Origin of the sequence: Algibacter sp. L1A34, from assembly GCF_009796805.1 — a bacterium.
Taxonomy (GTDB): domain Bacteria; phylum Bacteroidota; class Bacteroidia; order Flavobacteriales; family Flavobacteriaceae; genus Algibacter.
The window spans coordinates 1,445,086-1,471,429 of record NZ_CP047029.1 but is presented as its reverse complement, the minus strand read 5'-3'; the positions used below and the strand labels follow the sequence as shown (position 1 = coordinate 1,471,429).

Here is a 26,344-nt window from a genome sequence, read left to right as displayed (position 1 = left end):
TTCTCTAAAAAGAAGGTTGTAGAATAAAACTGTCAATTATAGTTTTCTTCAATAACATCTTTTATTTAAAGTATTCCAACTTAACTAAAACCTAAAACAGATGAAAAAACTGTTACTATTTTCTTTCTTGCTACTTAGTTTAACAGCTATTTCGCAAGTTACTATTTTACCTAATACTTTTGAAGTTACAAGCGAAATCACCATAACAGTGGACTTAAACAGTACCGCAACAGACTGCAATAGTATTTCCTCACCTAACAAAGTATATATGCACTCTGGCGTAGGAAACGATGCTGATGCTTGGGGTATTAAAACCATAGGTAATTGGGGCGTTGACGATGGCATTGGCGAAATGACAAACAATAACAACGGTACATGGAGCATTACTATAACACCATCCGTTTATTATAGTTTAACAACCGAGCAACAAAATGAATCTACCAAAATGGGTATGGTTTTTAGAAACGCATCGGGAAATCAAGAATTAAAAGCATCAGGTTGTTCCGATTTCTTTTTCGATATTGGTTCTTTTCAACTATTTTTAAACATGCCTACAGAAACAACAACCATTTTAAATGCTGGAGAAACATTACCTATCAATGCAACTTCAAGTACAACAGCCGATTTCACACTTTTAGCTAATAACATTTCTGTAGATATAGCAACGGGAGTTACAACATATACCAACAATTATATAGTAAACGAAACTACAACATTCGAATTACAAATTACCGATGGCACACAAACCCAATCTAAAACTTTTGAAGCCATAGTAACTCCAACAGTTACAGAAGCTGCTTTACCAACAGATTTATTGGATGGTATTAATTACAATGAAGCCGATAATACAAAGGCTACTTTAGTACTTTACGCACCAGGGAAACAATTTGTACATGTTATAGGCGATTTTAATGACTGGACAATTGATGATGCTTTTTTAATGAAAAAGGACAGTAGTAAAGATCGTTTTTGGATTGAATTAACAGGATTAACACCACAAACCAACCACATGTATCAATATATGGTTGATGCTTCAATAAGAATTGCAGATCCTTATTCCCCAGTAGTTTTAGCAGAATCTAACGACCAATATATTAATGCGGTAACCTATCCAGATTTACCAGCATATCCAACAGGAAAAACCAATCATAGCGTCACGTTATTAAGAACAGGGGATGCAACATATAATTGGCAAACAACTAATTTTACACCACCAGAAAAAACCGATTTAGTAATTTACGAATTATTACTTCGTGACTTTGATGCCTTACACAGTTTTGATGCTTTAAAAAGCAGACTCGATTATATTGAAAATCTCGGTATAAACGCCATAGAGTTAATGCCTTTAAATGAATTTGATGGTAATGAAAGTTGGGGTTACAACCCATCGTTCCATATGGCGCTCGATAAATATTATGGCACACAAAATGCTTTTAAAGCTCTTGTGGATGAATGTCATCGTCGTGGTATTGCCATTATTGTCGATGTCGTTTTTAATCATGCTTCAGGGCAAAACCCATATTACCGCCTTTGGAACACCGATAACGGAAATTACGGAGGAACAGCATCTGCCGATAATCCCTTTTTTAACCAAACAGCAAAGCATGCTTACGGTGTTTTTAACGACTTTAACCACAGTGAAACAGCCACACGAGACTATGTAAAACGCGTTACGCAATTTTGGATTGATGAATATAATATTGATGGTTTCCGATGGGATCTAACCAAAGGTTTTACACAAAATTGTACCGAAAACAATGAGAGTTGTACAGGTAGTTATCAACAAGACCGTGTAGATGTTTTAAAACTATATGCCGATTATCAATGGGATAAAAAAGATGATTTCTATATAATTTTTGAACATTTAGGTGGTATAACCGAAGAAAGCGAATGGGCAAACTACCGTGTAAACGAAGGCAAAGGCATTATGCTTTGGAATAATTTAAACGGTTCTTATAGCGACGCTACTATGGGTTTCTTTGATAATGGAAAATCGAACTTCGGAAACGTTTCATATAAACAAAAAGGTTTTGCACAAGCAACATCATCAGTGAGTTATATGGAAAGTCATGATGAAGAACGCATGATGTACAGAAACCTAAATTTTGGAGCTTCAAATACACTTTACAATGTAAAAGATTTAAATACCGCTTTAAAACGTGTAGAAACTGCAGGCGCATTTTTCTTCACCGTTCCTGGTCCAAAAATGATTTGGCAATTTGGTGAATTAGGTTATGATATTTCGATTGATGAAAACGGAAGAGTTGGTAACAAACCTATTCTTTGGGACTATTTAGATAACGTTAATAGGAAATCTGTTCATGATACTTGGCGCAATTTAATTAGGCTTAAGCTTGAGGAACCTATTTTTAAAACTTCTAATTTTGAAGTAGATACCGATAAAACATCAGGCGTAAAATCTATACACCTGACCTTAGAGAGCGCCACGGAAGATCAAATAAAATATGTCACCATTCTTGGTAATTTCGGAATTACTGCACAAAACATCACTCCAGATTTTCAACAAACAGGCACTTGGTATAATATTTTAAATAGAAATACACCTATGGAAGTTACAAATGCAACCGCTTCCATTACTCTAAAAGCTGGAGAATATATTATCTATGCCGATAAACCTTTTATTAATCCAGAAGATTTAGATAGCGATGGTGTTTTAAATGAAGATGATAGTTGCAGCAACACAACCTTAGGAGCTACTGTAGATGCCAATGGCTGTGAAATATTTAGCTTGCCGGCCAATAATTTTAGCTTACAAATAGGTAATGAAACTTGCAGAAACAGCAACAATGGCTACATTAATATTTCCGCAGAAAAAAACCTAAATTACACCGCAACAATTATTGGAAATAACCTGAATAGTGAAGATACTTTTACAAGTACTTTTATTAAAAATGACTTAAACGCAGGCGATTACAACATCTGTATTACCGTTGAAGATGAGCCAGAATATAAGCAATGCTACAATGTAACCATTACAGAACCAGAAAACTTATCTGTACTTTCTAGACAAACAAACGACAAAAAAGGGATTACACTAAATTTAAGCGGAGGCACACTTTACAAAATCACGCTCAATGGCACCATTACAGAAACTTCTAATTCTGCCATTGAACTGGATTTACAAACAGGAGAAAACCAAATCACCGTAGAAACCGATAAAATTTGTCAAGGTAAATATGAAGAATCTATGTTTTACAATAACAGCATGTCGGTTTTTCCTAATCCTATATCAAACAACGAATTAACCCTTTATTTAGGTGAATTACAAGGCGAAAAAGCTAACGTAGAAATATATTCTCTTTTAGGAAAACGCGTTTATAACAACGAAACAAAAACCAATACACTTAAAATTGATGCCTCTAAATTCAATAAAGGTATTTATATACTAAAAGTGGTTACAAAAACAGTGAATAACAGCTTTAAAATAATTAAGAACTAATGAGAAATTCAACTAAATATATCTTCGGAAGCTTTATTTTTTGTCTGTTACTTTTAAACTGCAGCAGCAGTGATAATGATGGAAATACAGAAAATGAAATCGATGCTCCAAAGGCGACAACTTTAATTTTTCCTAGTGAAAACTCGGAGTGCACCGAAGGTTCTAACATAACAAGTACAGAAAGTACTATTCTATTCAAATGGAATGATGCTCAAAATGCAACATCATATCAATTATTCATTAAAAATTTAGACACACAAACTACAACCAATTACACAAGTTCGGTTTCAGAAAAAAGTGTTGCTATTTTACGAGGCACGCCATATTCTTGGTATGTGGTTTCTAAAAATACAGTAACAGAAACAGCACAAAGTAATACTTGGAAATTTTATAACGCAGGCGAAGCAACATCCTCTTATGCGCCATTTCCAGCGGAATTAGTTAGTCCTGCTCTATCAGTTTCCTTAGCAGCATCGACCACTAACTTATCTCTACAATGGTCGGGAGAAGATGTTGATAATGATATTACAGAATACGAAGTCCTTTTTGGAACCGTAAATCCGCCAATACAATCGCAGGCTACCACAAGCAGCAATAATGTTTCGATAACCGTGGGCTCTGGCAATACTTATTTTTGGCGTGTTATCACTAAAGATGATAATAACAACACTTCGGAATCTCAGGTTTTTGAGTTTACCGTTCAATAAAGCTCAACTTAAAAAAAAACACTTTGAGACCTGATGTAATTTATATCAGGCTTCAAAAGTGTTTCTTATTAAATAAAGTATTCTGAAACGTTCTTCTTTTAGAGAGTTATTTAATGATTAATTCGGTTAAAACAGGAAAGTGATCTGAAGGATATTTCAAATCCACCAAACTCGATAACACACCATATTTTTCAACTTCAATATTAGTTTTAGAAACAAAAATATAATCAATTCTACGAGTAACTAGTTTTTCAGTCTTAAAACCATTAAAAGTACCATTAGAGCCAAAAATTACTTTTGCTAAGCCTTTAGAATCGTCCATACTTTGTCTAAGTTCCGTAATTAACTCGGTGTTAGGTTCGGCATTAAAATCTCCCATTAAAACAATAGGCAAATTATTTGTGTTAAGCGCTTTTATTTTATCCTGAATTAGAGCAACACCCTGCAATTGCGCTTCGTGCCCTTTATGGTCTAAATGGGTATTAAGCACCCAAAACTTGGTGTTATTTTCTAAGTTTGTAAACAAACCGTATGTGCAAATTCTGGGATATGCAGCATCCCAACCTTTAGAAATTTGATTTGGTGTTTCTGAAAGCCAAAACGTGTTTTCATTCTCAACTTTTAGCTTTTCAGCATTATAAAATATTGCAGAAAATTCGCCTATATTTTTACCATCACGACCAACACCGATGGCGTTATAGCCCGTTAAAGCTCTTTTTAAATCGGCCATTTGATTTGGTTTCGCTTCCTGAACCCCCAAAATATCTGGACTATTAAACAATACTTGCTCACTTAAAAAATCTTTTCTGTTTGGCCATGCATTATCTCCATCTGAGGCGACATCTAAACGGATATTGTAAGTCATCATCTTTAAGTTTTGACCTTCCTTTTTAATTTCATTATTACAACTCATTATACTCAAAATTAGAGTGAAACATACTAAAATATTGTATTTCATATCTACTTCTATTTAGTTTTTTTGTTGAAAAACGCGTACATAATCGACCACCATTTTCTGGGGAAAAATAGAATCATCTATGCCTTGTCTCCCGCCCCACATACCACCAACGGAAACATTCATTATTAAATAAAACTGATTATCAAAAGGCCATTCTGCAGTGGTTTTATGTTCATTTTCAATATGATTGTACACCACTCCATCCAAAATAAAATCTATTTTTTCGGGCGTCCATTCTACAGCAAACATATGAAATGTATCATTAGGCTTATCAATAAAAATAGTTTTGCCCTTTTGCGTCCCTTTTGTATGATTGTAAGCCTTAGTGTGTATAGTACCATGAATGGTATCATTATCATAACCAACATGCTCCATGATATCAATTTCGCCACTTTCCGGCCAATCTATACCTTCCCTCTTTTCACTCAGCATCCAAATTGCTGGCCACATACCGCGACCTTTAGGTAATTTTGCTCTAGCCTCAATACGGCCGTATTCCCATGCTGCAAGACCTTCTGTTTTTAATCGAACCGATGTATACTGGGCACTATCAATTTCAGACTTATATTTTTGCCATCCCTTAATCTCAGGGTTTTTAAAATCCTTATTAGCAACTTTCTCTTTATGAGCTTCAATAATTAAATACCCGTTTTCTACCCTTGCATTTTTTAAACTATCGGTAAAATACTGTTTTTCATTATTAGCTTTAAACCCATAATCATAGGTCCATTTTGCTGAATCGGGCTTGCCTTCATAGTTAAACTCATCGCTCCAAACAAGTTGATATCCTTTATTTATAGGGCTCTTATCAATGCTTTTAAAAACCAATTCAGGTTCGTCTGTTGTAATATAATCGAAATTATTTACAAGTAACCACTCAATGTTTTCAGCCTTATTAGCTGTCCAAGCATTTAGCGTTAATCCCATTTTTTTGGCCGACGAAATCCATTCCGGATGTTTTTTCAACTTATAAACCAAATAATCTAATCCTGAAATACCATCTAAACTTAATGTTTCTGGTGCCTTTGACCCATCTAGATACTGGGTTTTTGCTTGCGCATCAAGCGTTTTAATTTTCTTGAGAGTATCGTAACTAAAACTAATATAAGTCAAAATATAAGGATCCGCCTTTAGCTCTTTAACCAAAGAGACAACGTTTTCGGCAATGTCCGCATTTCGCCCTTTAATTTTAGAAGGTTTTATTTCGCAGACCAAACCTGTAGAATCATTATTGGTTATTCCTGCCAAAATATATGCTTTTAAAGTGGGGAGTATTTCACCGTTTGATAATTTGAATTTGGACAATTCTGCATAAGTAGATTTTTCCACCTCTAATCCGTGATATTCTGCATCGTGAGCAACAATGAGTACATTATCTGCAGTCATTCTAACATCAAACTCCGAACCTGTGCATCCGAGAGCAATAGCTTGCTTTAATGAAGCTATTGAATTTTTAGGTAAATTTTGACTTTTCCATGCGCCACGGTGCGCTATAACCGGGTTTTTGGCAAAATTTATTTTTGTGTTAGAATTTTCATCACAGGAATAAAAACAAACTATTAATAGTATTGAAAAAATTTTACTTATTAGTTTTAACATAATCTATAGTCATTAAATATTTTAAGCATCAAAAAATCTAAAGACAAATAATTCGTCTTTAGATTTTTTATAAGTTTATATCTTACAGAATTATTACTGCAAGTACCAAGGTGTTTTATTTATACCATCATACCCATCGTACTGATCATCAATAGCCTTTTGATAATTATCAGGGTTTGTTGTTTGTTCTGACACCGGATATTTCCAACGCTTTGGGTAAACCGAAGTATCATCAGGATTTAAACTTGTTGCTGGATCTAACGGATATTCAGGAAAACCAGTTCTTAAAAATTGGGGATAATTACCTCCATTACCCTGAAAGAAATCTATTAACCAACGTTGTGTTAAAATTTGTTTTAATCTATCTGCTTTGGTTCCTGTAGTGGCATAAACTGCGTCTCCAGTAAAATAATTATCAATATAAGCTTGATCGATAGCCATACCCTGAACATAACCATCTGTATTTGGCAAATCTTTATAATATTCAAGCATAGCTTTTACTCCATTTTCGTAATATTCTTGAGCATTTCCGGTAACCCAACCTTCTTCAATAGCTTCAGCAATAATAAAACATTGTTCGGCAAAAGTAAAACGCAACAAGGGCTCTCCATCCATAAAATTAACATAACGTGAGTTTAATAAAGAATAATCGCCATTATCTTTGTTAAAAGCTAATGTAGTTGGATCTAAAGATGTTAAAGCACCTTCGTAGGCATCAAAATCAGAAGCAGAATTTCCAGCATCTAATAATATTTGTGCAGGTTCGGCAAAATAAAACAATCTGCGATCTTTATTTGTTTTCAAGAAATCGACAGTTAGTTTTGAAATAGCTGTATTAATTCTAAGGTTTTCACCATTATAGAATTGATGGTTAGCATTTGAAATTTCGGTGTAAACCAATTTGAAATTATCATCGTTACTTTCCAATAAATTACCTGCACTTACTACAGCAGCAAAACGAGCCTTTTGATCATCTGTAGCTTGTTTACTTATGGTTTGTATCACTTTTAACTGCATAGCATTACATAGCTTTTGCCATTTTGCAGCATCACCATCATACATAATATCTCCATCAAAATTATAACCTTGGGCAAAATAGGCTTCTGCTGTTTGTAAATCGTCTAAAATTTGAACAAATACATCTGCTTGTTTGTCGTAAATAGGTCGTGTAATCCCTTCGTCCGCCATACCTGCTTCAGAATAAGGCACATCACCCATCGCTAATGTTGCCGATAAGCCGTAATATGCTTTTAGATATAACGCTAAACCCTTATAAGATGCTTCAGCTTGGTTTCCTTCGGCAAATTGCGTCATAAACTTCAAATCGGTAAGCATACTATAATCACCAAAACTACCAAAAGATGCAAAATAATATTGTGCTGAACTTGGAATACTTGGATCTAAGGCAGCAATATGTTTATTGAATAAGTTACCTGATACAAACTCAAAGACTCCACTTCCGTTGGTTGTAAATGTATTTTTCAATACTTGGGTTGCTAACATATCTGGAGCAACAATGGTAGATGCATCTGGATTTGTATTTATATCTTCAAAATTGCTACATGAATATGTAAAAGCAACTAAGACTGTTAATAAATATATATATTTTAAATTTTTCATTTGTTTTTATTTAATTGTTATCAGTAAAATAGAATTTGCTTGGTATTTAATATTGACATTGCAACCTTGCTTATTTCTATATGTGTTTTTACTAAAATGAAACTTTAATATTGGCACCAAGATATCTAACTGATGGATCGGCAAAATCTTCAGTTCTATTATCTGGATCGGAATATTTATAATCTTTTGACCATAACAACACGTTTTGACCTATTAAACTAATAGATGCACTTTTAGCACCCCAACTACTTAAATACATTGAAGGAATACTGTAACTTAAAGATATTTCACGTAGTTTAAGATAGGTTCTAGAAAAAGCATCGGTTGTTGTTCCTGTGCCTCCCCAAGCGCTACTGGCATGCAAATCTTTGGCTGCTCTTAAATATGTTGTTGCTATATTATTTGTTTCAAAAACGCGAGTATCACTAAGGATGGTACCATCGGTATCAAACTCAACTGTTCCGCTGGTAACCATAACACCTTCACCTATATAATTTGATGATCCTGGTGTTGCAACATCTAAGGCTCTTTCTGGTGTTACCGAATCTGGATGCACACCTGATTGCCACATATAACTCTCGGTTCTAGAACTAGATAGACCGCCAACTAAACCATCAAAAGAGAGAAATAAACTAAAATCTTTATAACGTAACGTTGAGTTTGCTCCCCATATCCAATCTGGATTAGAGTATCCGTATACAGAACTGTATGGATTTTTAACTATCCGTCCATTGCTGTAAACGTGTTGACCTGTTGTTGGATCCGTCATAAACTCTGCTCCTACATAATGATCGGTGCGTTCCCCTACTTTAATCCATGGTCTACTATCATTTTGCGTATATGTTTGATCTATTTTAGCATAAACATCTTTATAAGTTGACCAGTTAACACCTAAATCCCATTGAAAATCGTCTGTTTTAATTGGAGTTCCGGTAAGCGCTAATTCCCAACCTTTACGATCTACTTCATCATCTTTATTAAGCACAACTCCTGTGTAACCAGATGCTGCAGATAACGCACCTGTTTCTAAAAAATCGTACATGTGTTTCTTGTAGTAAGACGCATCAATAGTAAAGCGTTTTTTAAAGAACATCGCTTGCAACCCAACCTCGTAAGTATTTGCGCTTTCTGGACTTATACTTGATAAATTGTATAAATTATTAGGAGCACTTGCTCCGTTTAAATCATTCCAAGTACCTGGAGATGTACTAAAAACACTATTAATATCGTAAATACCTGCAGGTTTTTTAGATTGTGTCCATGAGCTTCTTATTTTCAACAAATCCAACCAATCTCTAGTAGATTCCTTTATTAATTCTGACACCACAAAACTCCCTGAGAAAGATGGGTAAAAATAAGATTGTTTTGAGTCTGGAATACCTGGGCCAGCCAAAGTAGAACTCCAATCGTTACGCCCCGTGATATCAACATAAATTAACTTATTCCAAGACAAACCTAATCGACCAAAAACCGAATTAACTTGTTGTTGACTTATACTTTCATTTACAGAAGCAGGATTTACAGAAGCATTTAATGAGAAAAATTCGGGAATAGAAATACCTCCTTCAGTATTTGCCGTTAAATTATCATTCCTTTGGTAATATATCGTTCCTCCGGCAAGGTATTCAACCTCAAATTTATCATCAAGAAATTTTCTATCACCAGAAAGTAATACATCATTATTTATACTGAAACCTTGAGTTTTACCTGTTACATAAGCACCTGTTCTTGAGCCATTCCATGTAGAAGACGCACCAGGTACAGATGTATTTCCTGTAGATGTATAAGACCCTTGAGACACTCTAAGCTGACCACGATCAACGAAAAAATCTAACCCAGAACGCACCGTTGCTTTTAACCAATCTGCCACATCATAACTCATGGTTAAATCAGCATTAAAAATGTCGCGAGATACTTCGTTGGTTTTTTGATATCTATCAAAATAAGGATTGTTTTGATTTTTACCGCTATAATTATTGTTTTCAAAATCGTATCCGTAATGGTTGTTTTGTAACTCCCCAGGAATTAACCAATAATTATCTTTGTAATCACGTACATCCCAATCTGCAGGACTCCAAATTAATAAAGAATACATTGGGTCGTAAGATGTATAACCGTTAGACCCCATGTTTGGTGATTCTCTTTTAGAATAAGAGATGTTTGAACTTAATTTAAACTTATCTAAATTAACATCTCCACCAAAAGAATAGGTGAATTTATCTAACTTAGAATTTGGATATTGTCCTTTTTGCTCTATCCAGTTAACAGAACTTCGTAAAGCAATTTTATCTTCCTTAAATGCAATACTTATATTATTATTTGTAATAGAACCTTGCTCTAAAAAGTTTTTAAAATTATCCTTACCAATTGCAGAATACTCAAACTCACTAAACACCTTAGCAATAGGGTCCCATTGCGTTTGCAACGAGCCATCCATCACTTGCCCCCAAGATTCGTCGGTATTTATGTTATAAGTATTGTTAGTACCTCGACCGTAAACACTTTGACGCTCTGGAATAGCTAAAAACCCTGCCGAATACATGGTGTTACTTGTTAAATTAACACTAAAACCATCGTCACCAGTACTTCCGTTTTTTGTTGTGATTAAAATAGCACCGTTGGCTCCACGAAAACCATATAAAGCAGAAGCCGTTGCTCCTTTTAGAACAGACATAGACTCAACATCTTCTGAAGAAATATCACTAAGCGTTCTATTTTGATATGCAATACCATCTATTACCAATAATGGCTCTTCCCCTCTAATTGTTATTTCCGGAGCTACATTAAAATCGGTTGAATTATTTACCAAAAGCCCAGCAACCTTTCCCGAAAGTGATGTACCAATATCTACGCCTGATACTTTTTGAATAGTTTCTCCACTTATTTCTTGTACTGAATATCCCAGTGCTTTTTGTTCTCTCTTTATACCTAAGGCCGTAACAACAACTTCGTCTAAAGCTTTAACATCTGGTTGTAGTATAATAGTAAGAGATTGGCTAGAAATAGAAACTTCTTTAGTGATGTAACCCACGTAAGACACCTCTAAAATAGCGTCGTCTTTTGTTACATTTATAGAAAATTTACCATCAAAATCGGTAGATGTTCCATTATTAGTTCCTTTTAGAATTACGGAAGCACCAGGTAAAGGCATTCTTGCCTCGTCTAGCACGGTTCCATTTATTATATTTTGAGCTTGTGTCGTCGACATTGTAGCCACAAACAAAAACAGCATACATAGTATTGTTTTTGTTTTTTGATTACATCGTTTTAGTTTCATAAAAATGTTGTTTTAAGTTTGATGTCAAAATTAAAACTTGAATGAATTTTTTACTCGAAAATAAAATTAAGTCTATGTAAAGTTAATCTCTAAAAATAAAAAGGCTCTAATTTTTAAAGTCGATAAAAAACGAACATTGTATTAATTGAATGTAAAAATCGAGCGATTGCATCGGAAACCTCTAGCAATAAGGGATAAATCGCATTTTTAAAAAAAGCAAACAACAAGTCAATAATAACAAGGGTTAACAGCTGTTGTAGTGGTAATGTCGTGGTGAAATTTACGATTGTCGTGTTACTAGAACTTTAACATATAGTTAACTAGACTGTCCTCATGCTCTAAACCTAATTTTTTACGTAAACGGTAACGTTTGGTCTCGACACTTTTAGTTGAAATATTTAAAAGTGGAGCCATTTCTTTTGAAGATAAATTAAGCCTTAAATATGCACAAAAACGTAAATCGTTTGGTGTTAAATCTGGATGCTCCTTTTTAATTTTACCAAAAAAATCTTTGTCTGCATTGTTAAAGGCTTTCTCAAAAAACGACCAATCTTTATTGTCGTTTAAATTATTATCAATAAGCTTTATTGCTTCAATGTTATCGTTGTCTTTGCTATTTTTAATTTCTTTTTTAATCTTGTTTAAAACCTTATTCTTTTTAATAATACTCATGGTAGAAATAGCTAACTCTCTATTTTTACTCTCAATATTACTATTCAGTTTTTCATTTTTTATTTTCATGACTAGCTGCTGGCTCTTCAATTGTTCTTTCTCGAATTTTTTAATATAATAACGTTTATAAGCCTTGTGCGTAATAAACACAATTACAAAAAACAACAGAACATAAGCCGCAATAGCTGTATTTGTAAAATACCACGGCCTACAAACTTCAAAAGTATAAGCTGCTATATTTTGAGATAATATGTTACCTATTTTCGCTTTAACCTTAAAGGTATAAGTACCAAAAGATAAATTCTCGAATGTAACTGCCGATGCTTCTTTCCATTTACTCCATTTATCGGTATCACCTTCCAGAATATATTGATACTTTACACCCACGTAACGCTCGTATTCCGGAACGGCATAATTAAACTCTAATAAACCGTATTTAAACTTAAAAACTCCCTTTGTGCTAATAACCTGAGGAACGACAGAATCATTATTAGTATGCAATGCGACTTTGTTTAAATAAATTAAATGCCTATCTATTTTATGAGTCTCATTAAAGTCTAATGTAATATATCCATTTGCTGTTCCCAATACATAAGTAGATGGCGTAATAGATGAAATATTTTCAAACCCAAAAATACCTTTTCGAAATTTTAATGGAATGGGAATATTGGTTATTACCGATGCGTTTGTAAAATTATCATTTTCAATGAAACTTACATTTTTTTTAGAAAAAGTCCATAACCTTTCTATTTTATCAACTACAAGCCTCCCTGATATATAATCGCTTTTATCAATAATAGTACTCAATAAGCTATCACGCTTAAAGGCCCTATTTTCTTCAGAATACTTATAAACACCATATTCAGATGCATATAGCACATTATCCTTATACTTTATTAAACTAGAACTTTCACCTAAAGGCAAGCTTGCTTCAATATCTAGCTTTTCTACTTTAGTTAAACTATCGTCGAGCTTCAACTTAAAAACCCCTTTATATTCGTGATTAACCCAAACTTGGTTTTGATGGTTTATTTCAAAATACCTCGAGGAGTTTTCAAAGCCTTCAACTTTATTTCTAACCCGCCATTTATTATCCAACTTTTCTAATACTAAAAGTCCGCTATAATTCCCTTGAAGTAGATAATTTTTATGTTGAGGTATGGTTTTGAAACCCCATGCACCAAGTGTATCACTAATTTTTTCCGATTTATCACTATCAATAATAAAGGTGCCAAAATGATGACCGCAAAACAAATACTCATCATTTAAATTAAACAACTCCCAAACCTGACCAGCAGTACCTTCAATAAACTTAAAAGCATTATTAACTTCGTGAAGCTCTCTATAAAACAAACCTTGGTTTGTACCGATGTATAAATTATTTTTAAAAACTTGTGTAGTATAAACGGTTCCCAAAACACCTTCGTAATCGATAAAGCTTTTAATTGGAGATTTTACATTAATGCAATTAACCCCATTATCCAATGCCGCCCAAACATTTTTAGCATGATCCTCAAACAACGATAAAACCGTATTATTTGTTAGCCCTTTTTTCTGATTAATTTGATACTTAAAATCTCCTTTAGAACTTAAATGAATAACTCCATCGGAAATTGTGCCAATAATAAAACTATCATCTTTTAATTGAATACTGCTAAATATATCGATGTCGCTTAATAAAGCTGCGGCTGAAATATCCCAGGCTGTTAATTTATTATCGGACAAATTAAAAAAACCTGAACTCCGTGTTACTAGCACTAAATTTTGATTGCTTTCAAAAATATTAATAACACGATCTGTTTTTAAAACCTCGTCTGCAGCTATTAGTTTGGATTTTCCATTTTCTACAAGGTAAATTCCTTGATTAGCTACATGATAATATATTCTATTTTTAACTTTGAATATTTTATAGATATTCTGTGTTGCAGAAACAATTTTGAATGTTTCAGTTTTAGGATTATAAAAGTAAATTCTTTTACTTGTTTGAAAAACAACCCACTCATTATACTCCAAAATATTCCAAACTTGATTGTCGTTTAAAACTCCAACCTCTAACTTAGGCCTTAGTGAAGTATAAATTAAAGTACCTACGTTATTTTTTTCCCAATACCCTAAATCGGCATAACAGCCCGTATAAATTCTATCTCCAATAGCGTTAACGGCTCTAATAATAGTTTTATTTGGTGAGCTATACGTTTTCCATTCTGAGCCATTATACTCCAGCAAACCTTTATTATTTGCTACATATATAAATTGATTTTCAGCCTGAGAAATCATCCAGTTTTGATTATCACCACTGTAATCCTCTGTAGTAAATCTTTCAATTGGCGGCAACTCTTGTCCAAACCCTAAAAAGCAAAACAAAAGCAACAAAAAGCACAGGGGGATTTTCATACCGAAAACAAGTTATTCTTAAAAGATTTAAAGCAAATATAACCTACTTTAAAATAACTTAATATTAACTTTTACTGGAACAAATTTAGAGCGATAAAATTATAGGTAATACCATATTTCCCAATTGTATTAGACAAAAAAAAGAGCACCAATATTAGCTGTATAAAGCATAAACCAAAAAAAAACTTTTTTTAACCACATAGCATTACTCAATAAGGAAGACAAAGTGAATGAGGTAAACCGTAATTCATTATTAAATTATATTTATACATTTAAAAGCTTAATTAATAACAGCTATTAATGTCGATATTTCAAACAGAGAAAAAAAAGGATGTAATGCCTCAATTTGAATCATTCTTAAATAAAAAATAACATCAAACAGAATTAATTTAATTCAATTTACCGTACACAAATCGTACAAATTTAAAACATAAAAACCCGCAAAACACCTAAAAAAAAGCGCTTTACAGGTTTTATCTGTGGAGAAGATCGGGCTCGAACCGACGACCTCTTGACTGCCAGTCAAGCACTCTAGCCAACTGAGCTACATCCCCAAATATTATTTCAATCCACGTAGCACTAAAACAGGTAAGTTGCTGTAGAAATCCTTTTTAAGAATGACATTTTTTTCCCATTTTTTAACAAAGAAACCACGCTTACGGCGTACCACACAAAGCATATCTGGATTGTGCGATCTGTAATGTTCTAAAACACCTTGGAATGTGGTAGCGTTCCCGCTTTTAGTTACACTACTTGCTAACTCTCCTAAAGTTTCATTAACATCAAAATCACCATCATTGTAATATGGCGTTTTAACAAGTAATAAATTCACTTCAGCTTTAAATATTTCTTTTACTTCTTTTAATGGATTTAATGCTTTTTTATTTTTGATTATAGCCGATTTCATTGCTAATAAAATACTTGTTACCGGCTTAAAAACATAACCTTCCGGCACTATAAGCGCTGGAATATTAGTTTGTTTTATAATCTTACCCGAGGTTTTACCTAAATAAACTTCATCTTTTATGGAATTAGTTCTAGGCTCGACTAAAATTAAATCTACATCTCCAGTTTTACAAGCCAACTCTAACGTATCAATTAATTTTCCTTTTAAAACTTTTACAATAACATCAACATTCTTAGTATCAATTTTAGAAACTAAACTATCTAAAAACTCTTTACTTTCGCGTTGTATTGGCCCATCAACCCGAATCATAGTTCCAGCCTTTGTATAAACATTATACACTTGCACTACAAAAAGCTTAGCACCAACGGCTTCTGCAAAATCTACTGCATATTGTAAATGACTTAACGCATTTTTCGACGACCCAACAGGAACTAAAATATTCTTCATAATAACTAATATTATATATTAAATTTGCTGTTTAAAGAAGCAAAAGTAAACATTAAAACGATTCATTTAACTGCAATATAAAAATTGCTAGCTAAATATACAAAATCAAACACACCTTGTGAGCACAAACATTAGTTTTAAACATATAAATAAATTGGCAATACCAGCATTAATAGCCGGAATTGCAGAACCCATCTTATCTATTACCGACACCGCCATTATTGGAAACATAGATAGCAACGCAACAGAGTCTCTCGCAGCTGTAGGCATTGTGGGTACATTTATTTCCATGCTTATTTGGATTTTGGGACAAACTAGAAGTGCTATTTCGTCCATTATTTCTCAATATTTGGGAGCTAACAAATTACATGAAATTAAAAACCTGCCAGCACAAGCTATTTTTTTAGTAACTATGCTAAGCCTGCTCATAATAATTGGTACCTATCCATTCGCGACCTCAATTTTCAAGCTATACAATGCCACAAACATCATTTTAGATTACAGTGTCGATTATTACAGAATTCGTGTTTTCGGCTTCCCTTTTACCTTATTTACTATGGCTGTTTTTGGAGTATTCCGCGGTTTACAAAACACCTATTACCCGATGATAATTGCCACTATTGGCGCATTTTTAAACATTGGACTCGATTATATTTTTGTTTTCGGCATAGAAAACTACGTTCCTGCCATGAATATAAAAGGTGCAGCCTACGCCAGTTTAATTGCTCAAATTATTATGGCAATTTTAGCAGCCATTTATTTACTTAAAAAAACCGATATCCCACTAAAACCAACGTTTCCATTAAACCAAGAAATCAACAAATTGGTTGTCATGATTCTTAATTTATTCGTGCGTACCTTAGCTCTAAACATCACATTATATTTCGCCACACGCTTTGCCACAGGTTACGGCCCAACACAAATAGCAGCTTATACTATTTGCATAAATTTATGGTTTTTTGCAGCTTTTTTTGTCGATGGCTACGCAAGCGCTGGCAATATTTTATCAGGTAAACTGTATGGGCAAACAGCGTATTCTACATTACTAAAACTAAGTAATAAACTTATACGCTACGGCATTATTGTTGGCATCATGCTAGCTGTTTTCGGAGCCCTTTTTTATTATCCCTTAGGGCGTTTGTTCACCAAAGACCCCGAAGTTCTTTCGTTATTTTATAGTACCTTTTGGCTAGTGTTAATCATGCAACCGTTTTGCGCCTTAGCTTTTATTTTCGATGGTATGTTTAAAGGTTTAGGGAGAATGAAATTTCTAAGAAACGTACTTTTATGTGCCACAGGACTCGTATTTCTACCCATTTTATTTTGGCTAGATTCTCTAGGCTACCAACTTCACGGCATATTCATTGCGCTCACCTTCTGGATTATTGCACGCGGTATTCCTTTAATTATAAAATTCCGAAAAATATTTATTCCGCTGTCTCAAAAACATTAACTTTGTATCGTAATTATTATATAAAATACGCTAAAAATTATAATGAGTTTATTAATAAGTTTTTTTCAAGAAAATAGCATTGAAAAAAAAATACAAGACGCCCCCGATAAAGCTTATGAAATAGGTGTTTTTATTGGCGCAATGCTGCCTTTTATTCTACTCGTACTTTTAGCTTACCTTATTTACAGATATAATAAAAATAACAATAAATTTTTATAATATGGATATTCTCTCATTTATAAGCGGAAATGGATTATTTCTGCTATTAGCCATAGTATTAATCGTTGTTTACGTAGTAAACCGTAGAAAAAGAAGATAATGGGCAATAACATTCGTATTACAAAAAAATTCGCTTTCGAAACCGGTCACGCACTATATGGCTACGACGGAAAATGTAAAAACGTACACGGCCATAGCTACAAGCTATCCGTAACCGTAATTGGCGAACCTATTACAGATAACACCAATGTAAAATACGGTATGGTTATCGACTTTGGCGATCTTAAAAAAATTGTAAAAGAAGAAATTGTAGATGTTTTCGATCATGCCACAGTTTTCAATAAAAACACACCACACGTAGAACTAGCAAAAGAACTTCAAGCTCGCGATCACAATGTGTTATTGGTAGATTACCAACCAACTAGCGAAATGATGGTAATTGATTTTTCAAACAAAATCCAGAAACGTTTACCAAATCATATCAAATTACACTCACTAAAATTACAAGAAACAGATAGCTCGTTCGCGCAGTGGTTTGCTCACGATAATATTTAGGGCGTTACCCAAAAGGGTCGGGCTTTCACTACTCGCTCCTCCTAAGGTCGGGAGCTCAAACAAGCCGTTCAATCCCTAACGCAAATTCGTCTTATGTATTTTTGTTTTAGGCTATAAACTAAAAATCGCTTTTTCTAATCGTAAAACTTCTTATAAATAAAAAAGAGCAACTTTGAACAAATTTTAAAGTCGTTCTTTTTTTTCATCTTTTATTAGTTGTCATTTTTTTAATTTAACCACCCAAAAAGCATCACTTATATCGGTGATTTTAATAGTATAATTACCTTTAGGCAAACTATCTAAACCCTTATTAAATAAATTAATTTTTGCTTTCGCTCCTAAAGGCACAATTAAACTATGCGCACCAGCCTTTACCTTAGCAACATAATAATTTAAAATACTTTCATCTTCTAATAAAGCCAAATCATCTTGAGCATATTTAATAACAGTGCTATTTTGCTCATCCAACAATTCTATACCAATTATCCAAGCTCCGTAAACATCAACGCCTTCAGTTCTAAAAACATCAAACGAAAGTTTATTATTATCAATCATGCCATTAGTAATTTCTAACTTCGGTTTTACCGATTTGTTATGCAGCGTCCCCCATAATCCACCATGAAATATTTGGTTTGTCATTAAAGTCATTCCAAAAATCAAAATAGAACCAATTAAAACAACCTTAGGAAACACTCCTTCTCTAACAGGCAACATACCTGAACCTAGCCACGAAAACCACTTCTTATTAGTAATAGAAAAACCATTCTTAATTAAGTAATTATCCACGGAATACTTACTACTACCACTTAGAAATAACACAAATCCGGCGGCTATACCTAACACCCCAATTTGCCATTCATCTAAACAAGTTGTGCCTATCCAGCCCGAACCAAGAAGAATACCCATTGCTAAACCAAAAACACCAATACTCATAATTCGAGTAAACAAACCGAACATTATAAACAAGCCCACAATACCTTCTACAATAGTAAAGGCAACCATATTTATCCATAAAACATCTGGATTTTCTACTAAATATTGAATAATAGGTTTTATACCCAATGCGTTTGGCAAAAAGTGATTAAACTTAACTCCAATATATCCTGCTAAATCTGGATCTAACTTATCTGCTAAAATCGTCCGCCTAAAAAAAGCAGAAAAATATGTCCAACCCACAACCAATCTAAGAGCAAGAACTAAGAGTCCTGCATCATTTTTTATACTAATATTTTTCATTTTATTTTACTTATCTAAAATTAATAAACACCCAGCAAAGTACACTGGATAACATTTTTTAAAAAAAAGATGCTTATAGATAAACTTTAAAGTTCCGATACAAAATATAGTAAGGAACAAAAGAAATGGAGTGATTCTTTGTTTTATAAGAGTCAAAAGGTTGCCTCCTATGTTCAATTACACTAAAATAATGAACTAAGTTTAGTGCACAAGCAGGTAAAAACTGAAGGGATAATCTTGAAACTGTTAATACACTATCGGTTACTTCAAACGTATTGCAATTTGAATTACCAATAGTTGTTTTACTCTTATTTAAAACTTCAGTTTGAAGAGTCCCGAGTTCCAATTGGATAAATTTCCTAACCTTGCATGGCGAAAGCAATAACAAAATCGCTAACCCCAAAGTAGAGATCACAACATTCGTTTTTCTTATATTTAATTTGTCTTTCACTATGCAAATTTAATACTAAAAAACAAATTCTTCCTTTTTTATAAAAACATTTTTCAACCCAAACAAGCTATTCAAAAGCAACTGGCACCAACCATTAAAATTAATGGTAAAAAAAACAATAAAGTAAAACTAACTTTCTATTAAACATCCAAAACCCAACTAATTTCATAAAGTAAAAGGTTTAAATCCAAAAAGATGCTTATTTTTACGACACTATATAATAATACCCTGAGTTTCTTGTTATTATTTTAGACTTAAAACACCAGCATTGAAAACATCGTTTAAAACTATATTATTCCTTTTAATAGCGACTATTTTAATAGTGAGTTGCTCACGAAAAAAAGACAAATTCATTAGTCGAAATTTCCACGCAGTCACCGCCGAATTCAATCCGCTTTTTAATGGTTACAATGCTTTAGAAGAAGGTAGAACAAGTTTAAACGACGCTTACTTTGATAACTATTGGGATTTGCTACCTATAGAACGTATGCAGATTTCGGAAGAAGTAATGCTGCCTGGCCAATCTAAAAACGAAAACTTTTCTCGTGCCGAAGAAAAAGCAGTTAAAGCCATCCAGAAACACAGCATGAATATTAGGGGTAAAGAAATAAACCCACAAATGGACGAGGCTTACCTCCTACTCGGTAAAGCAAGATATTTCGATCAGCGTTTTGTACCTGCCATAGAAGCTTTCAACTATATTCTTTACAAATACCCTGCGAGCGATAAAATAAACCAAGCTAAAGTGTGGCGTGAAAAAACCAATATGCGTCTGGATAATAACGAGTTGGCTATTAAAAACTTAAAACGCCTTTTAAAACAAGAGGAATTAGAAGGTCAAGATTTAGCCGATGCTACATCCATGTTAGCACAAGCATATTTAAACACAAAATCTATAGATAGTGCAATTACCGAATTAGAAATCGCATCTAACTCAACGAAAAATAACGACGAGCGTGGGCGATACCGTTTTATTCAAGGACAACTTTACAACCAACTCGGCCTAAAAGATAGTGCTAATTATGCTTTCGACAAGGTTATAGATCTTAATCGAAGAACACCAAGGATTTATATGATTACCGCTTATCTCGAAAAATTTAAAAACTTCGATTTCGAAAACGGGAATAAGCTAGAGGCCGTAGAATTACTTACAGAACTTGAGGAGAACCGAGAAAACCGTCCGTTTTTAGATAAAATTTATTATCAAATTGGTGATTTTTATTTAAATAATGGATCAGATTCTTTGGCTGTTGCCTATTACAATAAGTCATTACGCACCAATTCCCGAGATAACATATTAAAATCAAAAGACTACGAAACCCTTGGTGATATGTATTTCGATAATTCGGAATATGCGAGAGCCGGTGCTTATTTCGATAGTACCATGAGTAATTTAAAGCTTAATTCAAAACCTTTTCGAGTTATTAAGCGCAAACGTGATAACTTAGAAGATGTTATTTATTACGAAGCTATCGCTAAAACAAACGATAGCATTTTACACTTAGTTAACTTACCAGAAGCTGAAAGATTAATTATTTTCGAATCCTTTATAAGCGAACTTAAAATTAAAGCAGAAGAAGAAAAGGAAAAAACGGAAGCTGCAGAACGGAATTCTAATACAGGGTTAATTACAACAAATAACAATAATACTATTGGCTCGCGAGGTGGTTTACCCGGCCAGGCTGCACTATTTTATTTCTACAATCCAACCACAACATCTTACGGTAAAAACGAATTTGTTAAAGTTTGGGGCAACCGTGCTTTAGAAGATAATTGGAGATGGTCTAGTAAAAGCAATAACATTACTAGTAATAATGCTGCAGGATCGGCCAACGATTTATTAGCTTTAGCATCAGATGAAGAAAAATTTGATCCGCAGTTTTATATTTCTAAAATTCCTGCAGAAGAAAAAGAAATCGACAGTATTTCTAAAGAAAGGAACTATGCTTATTATCAATTAGGATTAATATATAAAGAGAAATTCAAAGAATATCAGTTATCCAAAACTAAGTTTCAAAACTTACTAGAAAGCGATCCTGAGGAACGATTAATTCTTCCTTCAAAATATAATTTATATAAAATCTATGAGCTTTTAGGTGAAAATGATGAAGCCTCGATTGCAAAATCTGAAATTATTAAAGACTATCCCGACTCTCGCTATGCAAATATTTTAGAGCATCCGGAATTAGTTTCTGATAAAGATGAAAACAGCCCAGAAAGCTTATATGAAGCTTTATATAGCTTGCATGGAAAGCAAAACTATGCAGAAGTTATTTCTAAAAGTGAAGACTATATAAAACGCTTTGATGGCGAACCTATTGTTCCGAAGTTAGAACTTTTAAAAGCAACTGCAAACGGGCGTCTAAATGGTTTTGAGGCTTACAAAAAAGGCATCAATCATTTATCTGTAACTTATGCCAACACTAACGAAGGTAAACAAGCCCAAAAGATAATAAATGAAGTGCTTCCAAAAATTGCAAGCACCGATTTTATTGAAGCTATAGATAGTATTCCAGCACATTACAAAGTAGTTTTTCAGTTTAAAAATTCGGAACGAGCAAATATTCCAGAATTTCAAAAAACACTGGATTCTGTTTTAAAAGATATTAAATATTATAAATTATCATCATCTGTAGATTTATACAGTCCCAATACGACCTTTGTTTTAGCTCATGGATTAAAAAATGAAACCGTAGCTAAAACATTTACTCAATTATTAACCGATAAAAACAAAAAGAAGATTATTAAACCTTTCTTCGTAATTTCATCGGCGAATTATCAAGTTGTTCAAACTCATAAAAATCTAGAATCTTACTTAACTATAAATAATCAATAACACGTTATGTTTTCAGATAACAAAAAAAACAAAAAAATGGCAGATGCTACTACAAACCAAAATATTATAGCCAAAGGCACCAAAATCGTTGGTGATTTAATTAGCGAAGGCGATTTTAGAATTGATGGCGACGTCGAAGGCAACATTAAAACTACGGGCAAAGTTGTGGTTGGTAAATCTGGATCTATCAAGGGCTCTTTACAAGGTACCGATGCACATTTTGAAGGGTCCTTTATTGGGAAGCTCAATTTAGCTGGAACCTTAACATTAAAATCTACCGCAAACATTGAAGGCGACGTTGTGGCTGGAAAATTAGCCGTTGAACCTGGCGCTACGTTTAATGTGTCATGTGCTATGAAGGGTTACAAAAAAGATGGAAATAATGGCGGACAACAAAAAGCAACCCAAAAAACAACTTAAACAAATTGCAACGCTATCAGGGATTGCCATACAAATGGGAATTACCATATATCTATTTGTGGTTTTTGGCAAATGGTTAGATTCGAGTTACAACCCCTCTGGTAAACTTTTTTTAATAGTTTTCACCCTAGCAGGTGTTGCTATATCTTTGTATGCTGTATTAAAACAAATAAATAAATTAGACCCTTGACAATTAAAAAACTCATTATTAACGGCTTCATCCTTATTGCGGTTGCTGTAACTTCGTTTTTTATTCATTTTTTAGTAAATCGGTCTATTGAAATTAATAAACTTATTTATTCTTACAGTGTTAATGTTCTAATGGCTTTTGGTGTTATAATATTAATGTTTTTCCTTCAAAATAAATTTAAAGATCAATTAGGGTTTGTTTTTATGGCAGCAAGTATGATTAAGCTTATTTTCGTTTTTCTTCTTTTTTACCCAAACTATAATGCTGAAGGAGATTTAAAACGAATAGAATTTTTAGCTTTTTTTATACCATATGTAATTTGCCTAATTACCGAATGCTCTATTTTATCAAGGTTCCTCAATGATTTAGATGGTTCTAAAGCGTCAAAATAGAGCACAGTAAATAATTTAAAATTTTGTTTTTCACTTTTAATATAAAAACATACCTTTGCAGCGATTTTAAGCCCACTATTAATAAAGTGATATGCAAAATATAATGTCTTTAAAAAATATTTGTTTATTGTTTGTTTTTCTAACAAGCATTTCTTTCGCTCAACAAGAGATGCATTTGGAAAAGATTGCTGTTGAAACTCAAGATAAATCAGATGTTAAAACAGAAATAAAAGAATACATTAATCATCACTTATTAGACTCACACGATTTTAGTTTGTTTTCTTATGAAGCAGATAATGGTGAGCACAAATACATTGGTTTCCCTTTACCTGTAATTTTATGGGATGCAGGATTAAAAGTATTCTCTTCATCAAAACTACACCACGGTGAATCGGTTGCCGAGGTAGATGGAAATTATTATGCATTACACCATAATAAAATTTACAAAACGGATGCTGCTGGAACTATAAACTTAGATGAGCATCACCACGCTTCAAATAAAAAACCAATTGATTTTTCAATAACTAAAAATGTGTTTACAATATTTTTAGTTGGTTTACTTATGTTTGCTATGTTTAGCAGAATGGCTAAAAAATACAAAACAGGAAGCATGCCTAAAGGAATGGGTAGATTCTTAGAGCCTATCATTCTTTATATTAGAGATGATATTGCTGTCCCTAACATTGGACCAAAGAAATACAAACGTTATTTACCATATCTATTAACTGTTTTCTTTTTTGTTTGGATCATTAACTTGTTAGGTCTAACACCGTTGGGTGTAAATGTTACTAATAACATTGCAGTAACTTTAGCTTTAGCATTAACAACATATTTTCTTACAACATTTACAGCTAACAGAAACTACTGGGCACATATTTTTTGGATGCCGGGTGTGCCGTGGCCAATGAAAATTATACTAGCTCCAATTGAATTATTAGGTACGCTAATTAAACCTTTTTCATTAATGATTCGTTTATATGCTAATATTACAGCAGGACACATTGTGTTAATGAGTATTATCGGTTTAATGTTTATATTTAAAAACTGGCTAGGAAGTTCATTATCATTTGGTTTAGCATTTGCTTTATCATTGCTAGAGCTTTTAGTAGCCGCTTTACAAGCATATATATTTACAATGTTATCTGCTTTATATTTTGGATCGGCCGTTGAGGAACACGGAGATGATCACTAAAACTTTGAATGTTTAATTTTTAATTTATATATACATTATGACAATTCCAACTATTGTAGGAGCAGGTTTAATCGTTATTGGTGCTGGTTTAGGTATCGGTAAAATTGGTGGATCGGCTATGGACGCAATTGCACGTCAACCAGAAGCATCTGGAAAAATCCAAACTGCTATGCTTATTGCTGCAGCCCTTATTGAAGGTATCGGATTTGCTGCATTATTTGCATCTTAAAAAAACAAAAAGCAGCTTTAACGGTTGGTTAAAGCTTCTTTTTTAAAATTAAAGATTTATTAAAAAAATATATAAATGGAAAAGTTAATTAACGAGTTTTCAATAGGATTGTTCTTTTGGCAATTTGTATTGTTTATTGCATTAGTGCTACTTCTAAGGAAATTTGCATGGAAGCCAATACTTGACGCTGTAGAGAAGAGAGAAAGTGGTATAGAGGATGCTTTAAAATCTGCGAAAAACGCAAAATTAGAAATGGAAAACCTTCAAGCAGATAACCAAAAGTTATTGCAAGAAGCTAGAGCTGAACGTGAAGGTATGCTTAAAGAAGCACGCGACATGAAAAACAACATGATCGAGTCAGCCAAATCTGAAGCACAAACTCAAGCTAATAAAATGATAGTTCAAGCGCAAGCTGCTATTGAAAGCGAAAAGAAAGCCGCATTAGCAGAACTTAAAAGCCAAGTTGCTGGTATTTCTTTAGAAATTGCCGAAAAAGTAATGCGTACAGAATTATCTAACAACGACAAGCAATTACAATTGGTTGAAACGATGTTAGCTGAAAAATCATTAAACTAAATTATAATGGCGGGAGCAAGAGCAGCAATACGTTACGCTAAAGCATTATTAAGTTTAGCATCAGATCAAAATACAGCCGATGCTGTTGGCAATGATATGAAGCTAATCTCTAATACTTTGGCTACAAGTTTAGATTTAAGCGAAGCACTTCAAAGTCCTGTAATTCCATCTTCAATTAAAAAATCAACTTTATTAGAAGTTTTTAAAAACTCTAATAATTTAACAAATAATTTAATTGATACTTTAATTACTAATAATAGAATTAATATTTTGGGCGATATCGCTGTAAAATACAGTCAATTATTAGATAAATCTAAAGGAATTGAAGTAGCAACCGTTACTACAGCAGTAGCGCTAACAGATACATTAAAGAAAAGTGTTTTAGCAAAAGCTAAAACTTTTACAGGAAAAGATGTAGAAGTAGAAAATATTATAGATGAAAACATTATTGGTGGTTTCATTTTACGTATTGGTGACTTGCAGTACAACGCAAGTATTGCCAATCAGCTTAACAAACTAAAAAGAGAATTTACATTAAACTAAGGTCTTTAGAT

Annotated in this window: 20 protein-coding genes and 1 tRNA gene; 13 read left to right on the top strand and 8 right to left on the bottom strand. The window is 33.2% G+C overall.

All coding sequences use genetic code 11. The features are described from left to right. Positions 1 to 100 precede the first annotated feature (100 nt). Together GQR97_RS06440 and GQR97_RS06435 are read left to right on the top strand one after the other, a co-directional pair. Positions 101 to 3,460 (top strand): alpha-amylase family glycosyl hydrolase, encoded by a 3,360-nt coding sequence (locus GQR97_RS06440; RefSeq protein ID WP_158846624.1) that lies wholly within the window; start codon positions 101 to 103, stop codon positions 3,458 to 3,460. After that, positions 3,460 to 4,167 (top strand): hypothetical protein, encoded by a 708-nt coding sequence (locus GQR97_RS06435; RefSeq protein ID WP_158846622.1) that lies wholly within the window; start codon positions 3,460 to 3,462, stop codon positions 4,165 to 4,167. The genes GQR97_RS06440 and GQR97_RS06435 overlap by 1 nt, the downstream gene beginning before the upstream one ends. Positions 4,168 to 4,273: 106 nt before the next feature. On the opposite strand, the gene GQR97_RS06430 is transcribed toward GQR97_RS06435, so the two are convergent. From GQR97_RS06430 to GQR97_RS06400, 7 genes are all read right to left on the bottom strand, one after another. Then, complete coding sequence (locus GQR97_RS06430) at positions 4,274 to 5,080, bottom strand: endonuclease/exonuclease/phosphatase family protein (protein WP_233267614.1); 807 nt, start codon at positions 5,078 to 5,080, stop codon at positions 4,274 to 4,276. A gap of 57 nt (positions 5,081 to 5,137) precedes the next feature. Further along, complete coding sequence (locus GQR97_RS06425; RefSeq protein WP_158846618.1) at positions 5,138 to 6,724, bottom strand: family 16 glycosylhydrolase; 1,587 nt, start codon at positions 6,722 to 6,724, stop codon at positions 5,138 to 5,140. 93 nt (positions 6,725 to 6,817) lie between these two features. After that, positions 6,818 to 8,344 (bottom strand): SusD/RagB family nutrient-binding outer membrane lipoprotein, encoded by a 1,527-nt coding sequence (locus GQR97_RS06420; RefSeq protein WP_158846616.1) that lies wholly within the window; start codon positions 8,342 to 8,344, stop codon positions 6,818 to 6,820. Positions 8,345 to 8,435: 91 nt separating this feature from the next. Beyond that, positions 8,436 to 11,621, bottom strand: coding sequence for a SusC/RagA family TonB-linked outer membrane protein (locus GQR97_RS06415; RefSeq protein WP_158846614.1), 3,186 nt, complete (start codon positions 11,619 to 11,621; stop codon positions 8,436 to 8,438). A gap of 297 nt (positions 11,622 to 11,918) precedes the next feature. Next, positions 11,919 to 14,687, bottom strand: a complete 2,769-nt coding sequence (locus GQR97_RS06410) for a triple tyrosine motif-containing protein (RefSeq protein ID WP_158846612.1) — start codon at positions 14,685 to 14,687, stop codon at positions 11,919 to 11,921. Between the two features lie 480 nt (positions 14,688 to 15,167). Further along, a tRNA-Ala gene (locus GQR97_RS06405) sits at positions 15,168 to 15,241 on the bottom strand. Between the two features lie 5 nt (positions 15,242 to 15,246). Beyond that, positions 15,247 to 16,041 carry a universal stress protein gene (locus tag GQR97_RS06400; RefSeq protein WP_158846610.1) on the bottom strand — a complete coding sequence of 265 codons (795 nt, stop codon included), beginning with the start codon at positions 16,039 to 16,041 and terminating at the stop codon, positions 15,247 to 15,249. A 118-nt stretch (positions 16,042 to 16,159) separates the two neighbouring features. Between GQR97_RS06400 and GQR97_RS06395 the strand changes: the two genes are divergently transcribed. The 3 genes from GQR97_RS06395 (at position 16,160) to GQR97_RS06390 (ending at position 18,268) form a co-directional block, all read left to right on the top strand. Beyond that, positions 16,160 to 17,494 (top strand): MATE family efflux transporter, encoded by a 1,335-nt coding sequence (locus GQR97_RS06395; RefSeq protein WP_158846608.1) that lies wholly within the window; start codon positions 16,160 to 16,162, stop codon positions 17,492 to 17,494. A 42-nt stretch (positions 17,495 to 17,536) separates the two neighbouring features. Further along, a complete protein-coding gene (locus GQR97_RS19665) occupies positions 17,537 to 17,713 on the top strand; it encodes a hypothetical protein (RefSeq protein WP_199269913.1) in 177 nt (58 codons plus the stop codon). A gap of 99 nt (positions 17,714 to 17,812) precedes the next feature. Next, positions 17,813 to 18,268, top strand: a complete 456-nt coding sequence (locus tag GQR97_RS06390; protein ID WP_158846606.1) for a 6-pyruvoyl trahydropterin synthase family protein — start codon at positions 17,813 to 17,815, stop codon at positions 18,266 to 18,268. Positions 18,269 to 18,487: 219 nt separating this feature from the next. Here the strand turns inward: GQR97_RS06390 and GQR97_RS06385 are convergent, their stop codons facing one another. After that, positions 18,488 to 19,504, bottom strand: a complete 1,017-nt coding sequence (locus GQR97_RS06385; protein ID WP_158846604.1) for a TQO small subunit DoxD — start codon at positions 19,502 to 19,504, stop codon at positions 18,488 to 18,490. A 719-nt stretch (positions 19,505 to 20,223) separates the two neighbouring features. On the opposite strand from GQR97_RS06385, the gene GQR97_RS06380 reads away from it, so the two are divergent. The 8 genes from GQR97_RS06380 to atpH all read left to right on the top strand — a co-directional run bounded on the left by GQR97_RS06380 (position 20,224) and on the right by atpH (position 26,333). After that, the gene (locus GQR97_RS06380; RefSeq protein ID WP_158846602.1) at positions 20,224 to 22,791 is read left to right on the top strand and encodes a tetratricopeptide repeat protein; all 2,568 of its coding nucleotides are present in this window, start codon (positions 20,224 to 20,226) and stop codon (positions 22,789 to 22,791) included. 6 nt (positions 22,792 to 22,797) lie between these two features. Beyond that, positions 22,798 to 23,211 (top strand): polymer-forming cytoskeletal protein, encoded by a 414-nt coding sequence (locus GQR97_RS06375; protein WP_158846600.1) that lies wholly within the window; start codon positions 22,798 to 22,800, stop codon positions 23,209 to 23,211. Continuing rightward, positions 23,165 to 23,401, top strand: coding sequence for an AtpZ/AtpI family protein (locus GQR97_RS06370; RefSeq protein ID WP_317164126.1), 237 nt, complete (start codon positions 23,165 to 23,167; stop codon positions 23,399 to 23,401). The genes GQR97_RS06375 and GQR97_RS06370 overlap by 47 nt, the downstream gene beginning before the upstream one ends. Then, positions 23,398 to 23,793 carry a DUF6168 family protein gene (locus tag GQR97_RS19965; protein WP_410488936.1) on the top strand — a complete coding sequence of 132 codons (396 nt, stop codon included), beginning with the start codon at positions 23,398 to 23,400 and terminating at the stop codon, positions 23,791 to 23,793. The genes GQR97_RS06370 and GQR97_RS19965 overlap by 4 nt, the downstream gene beginning before the upstream one ends. A gap of 91 nt (positions 23,794 to 23,884) precedes the next feature. Then, positions 23,885 to 24,985 carry a F0F1 ATP synthase subunit A gene (atpB, locus tag GQR97_RS06365; protein WP_158846596.1) on the top strand — a complete coding sequence of 367 codons (1,101 nt, stop codon included), beginning with the start codon at positions 23,885 to 23,887 and terminating at the stop codon, positions 24,983 to 24,985. Between the two features lie 37 nt (positions 24,986 to 25,022). Continuing rightward, positions 25,023 to 25,214, top strand: a complete 192-nt coding sequence (atpE, locus tag GQR97_RS06360; RefSeq protein WP_199269912.1) for an ATP synthase F0 subunit C — start codon at positions 25,023 to 25,025, stop codon at positions 25,212 to 25,214. Positions 25,215 to 25,289: 75 nt separating this feature from the next. Then, positions 25,290 to 25,790, top strand: coding sequence for a F0F1 ATP synthase subunit B (locus GQR97_RS06355; RefSeq protein WP_158846594.1), 501 nt, complete (start codon positions 25,290 to 25,292; stop codon positions 25,788 to 25,790). Between the two features lie 6 nt (positions 25,791 to 25,796). Then, positions 25,797 to 26,333: an ATP synthase F1 subunit delta gene (atpH, locus tag GQR97_RS06350; RefSeq protein ID WP_158846592.1), complete on the top strand. Its 537-nt coding sequence runs from the start codon at positions 25,797 to 25,799 to the stop codon at positions 26,331 to 26,333. Positions 26,334 to 26,344: the final 11 nt, after the last annotated feature.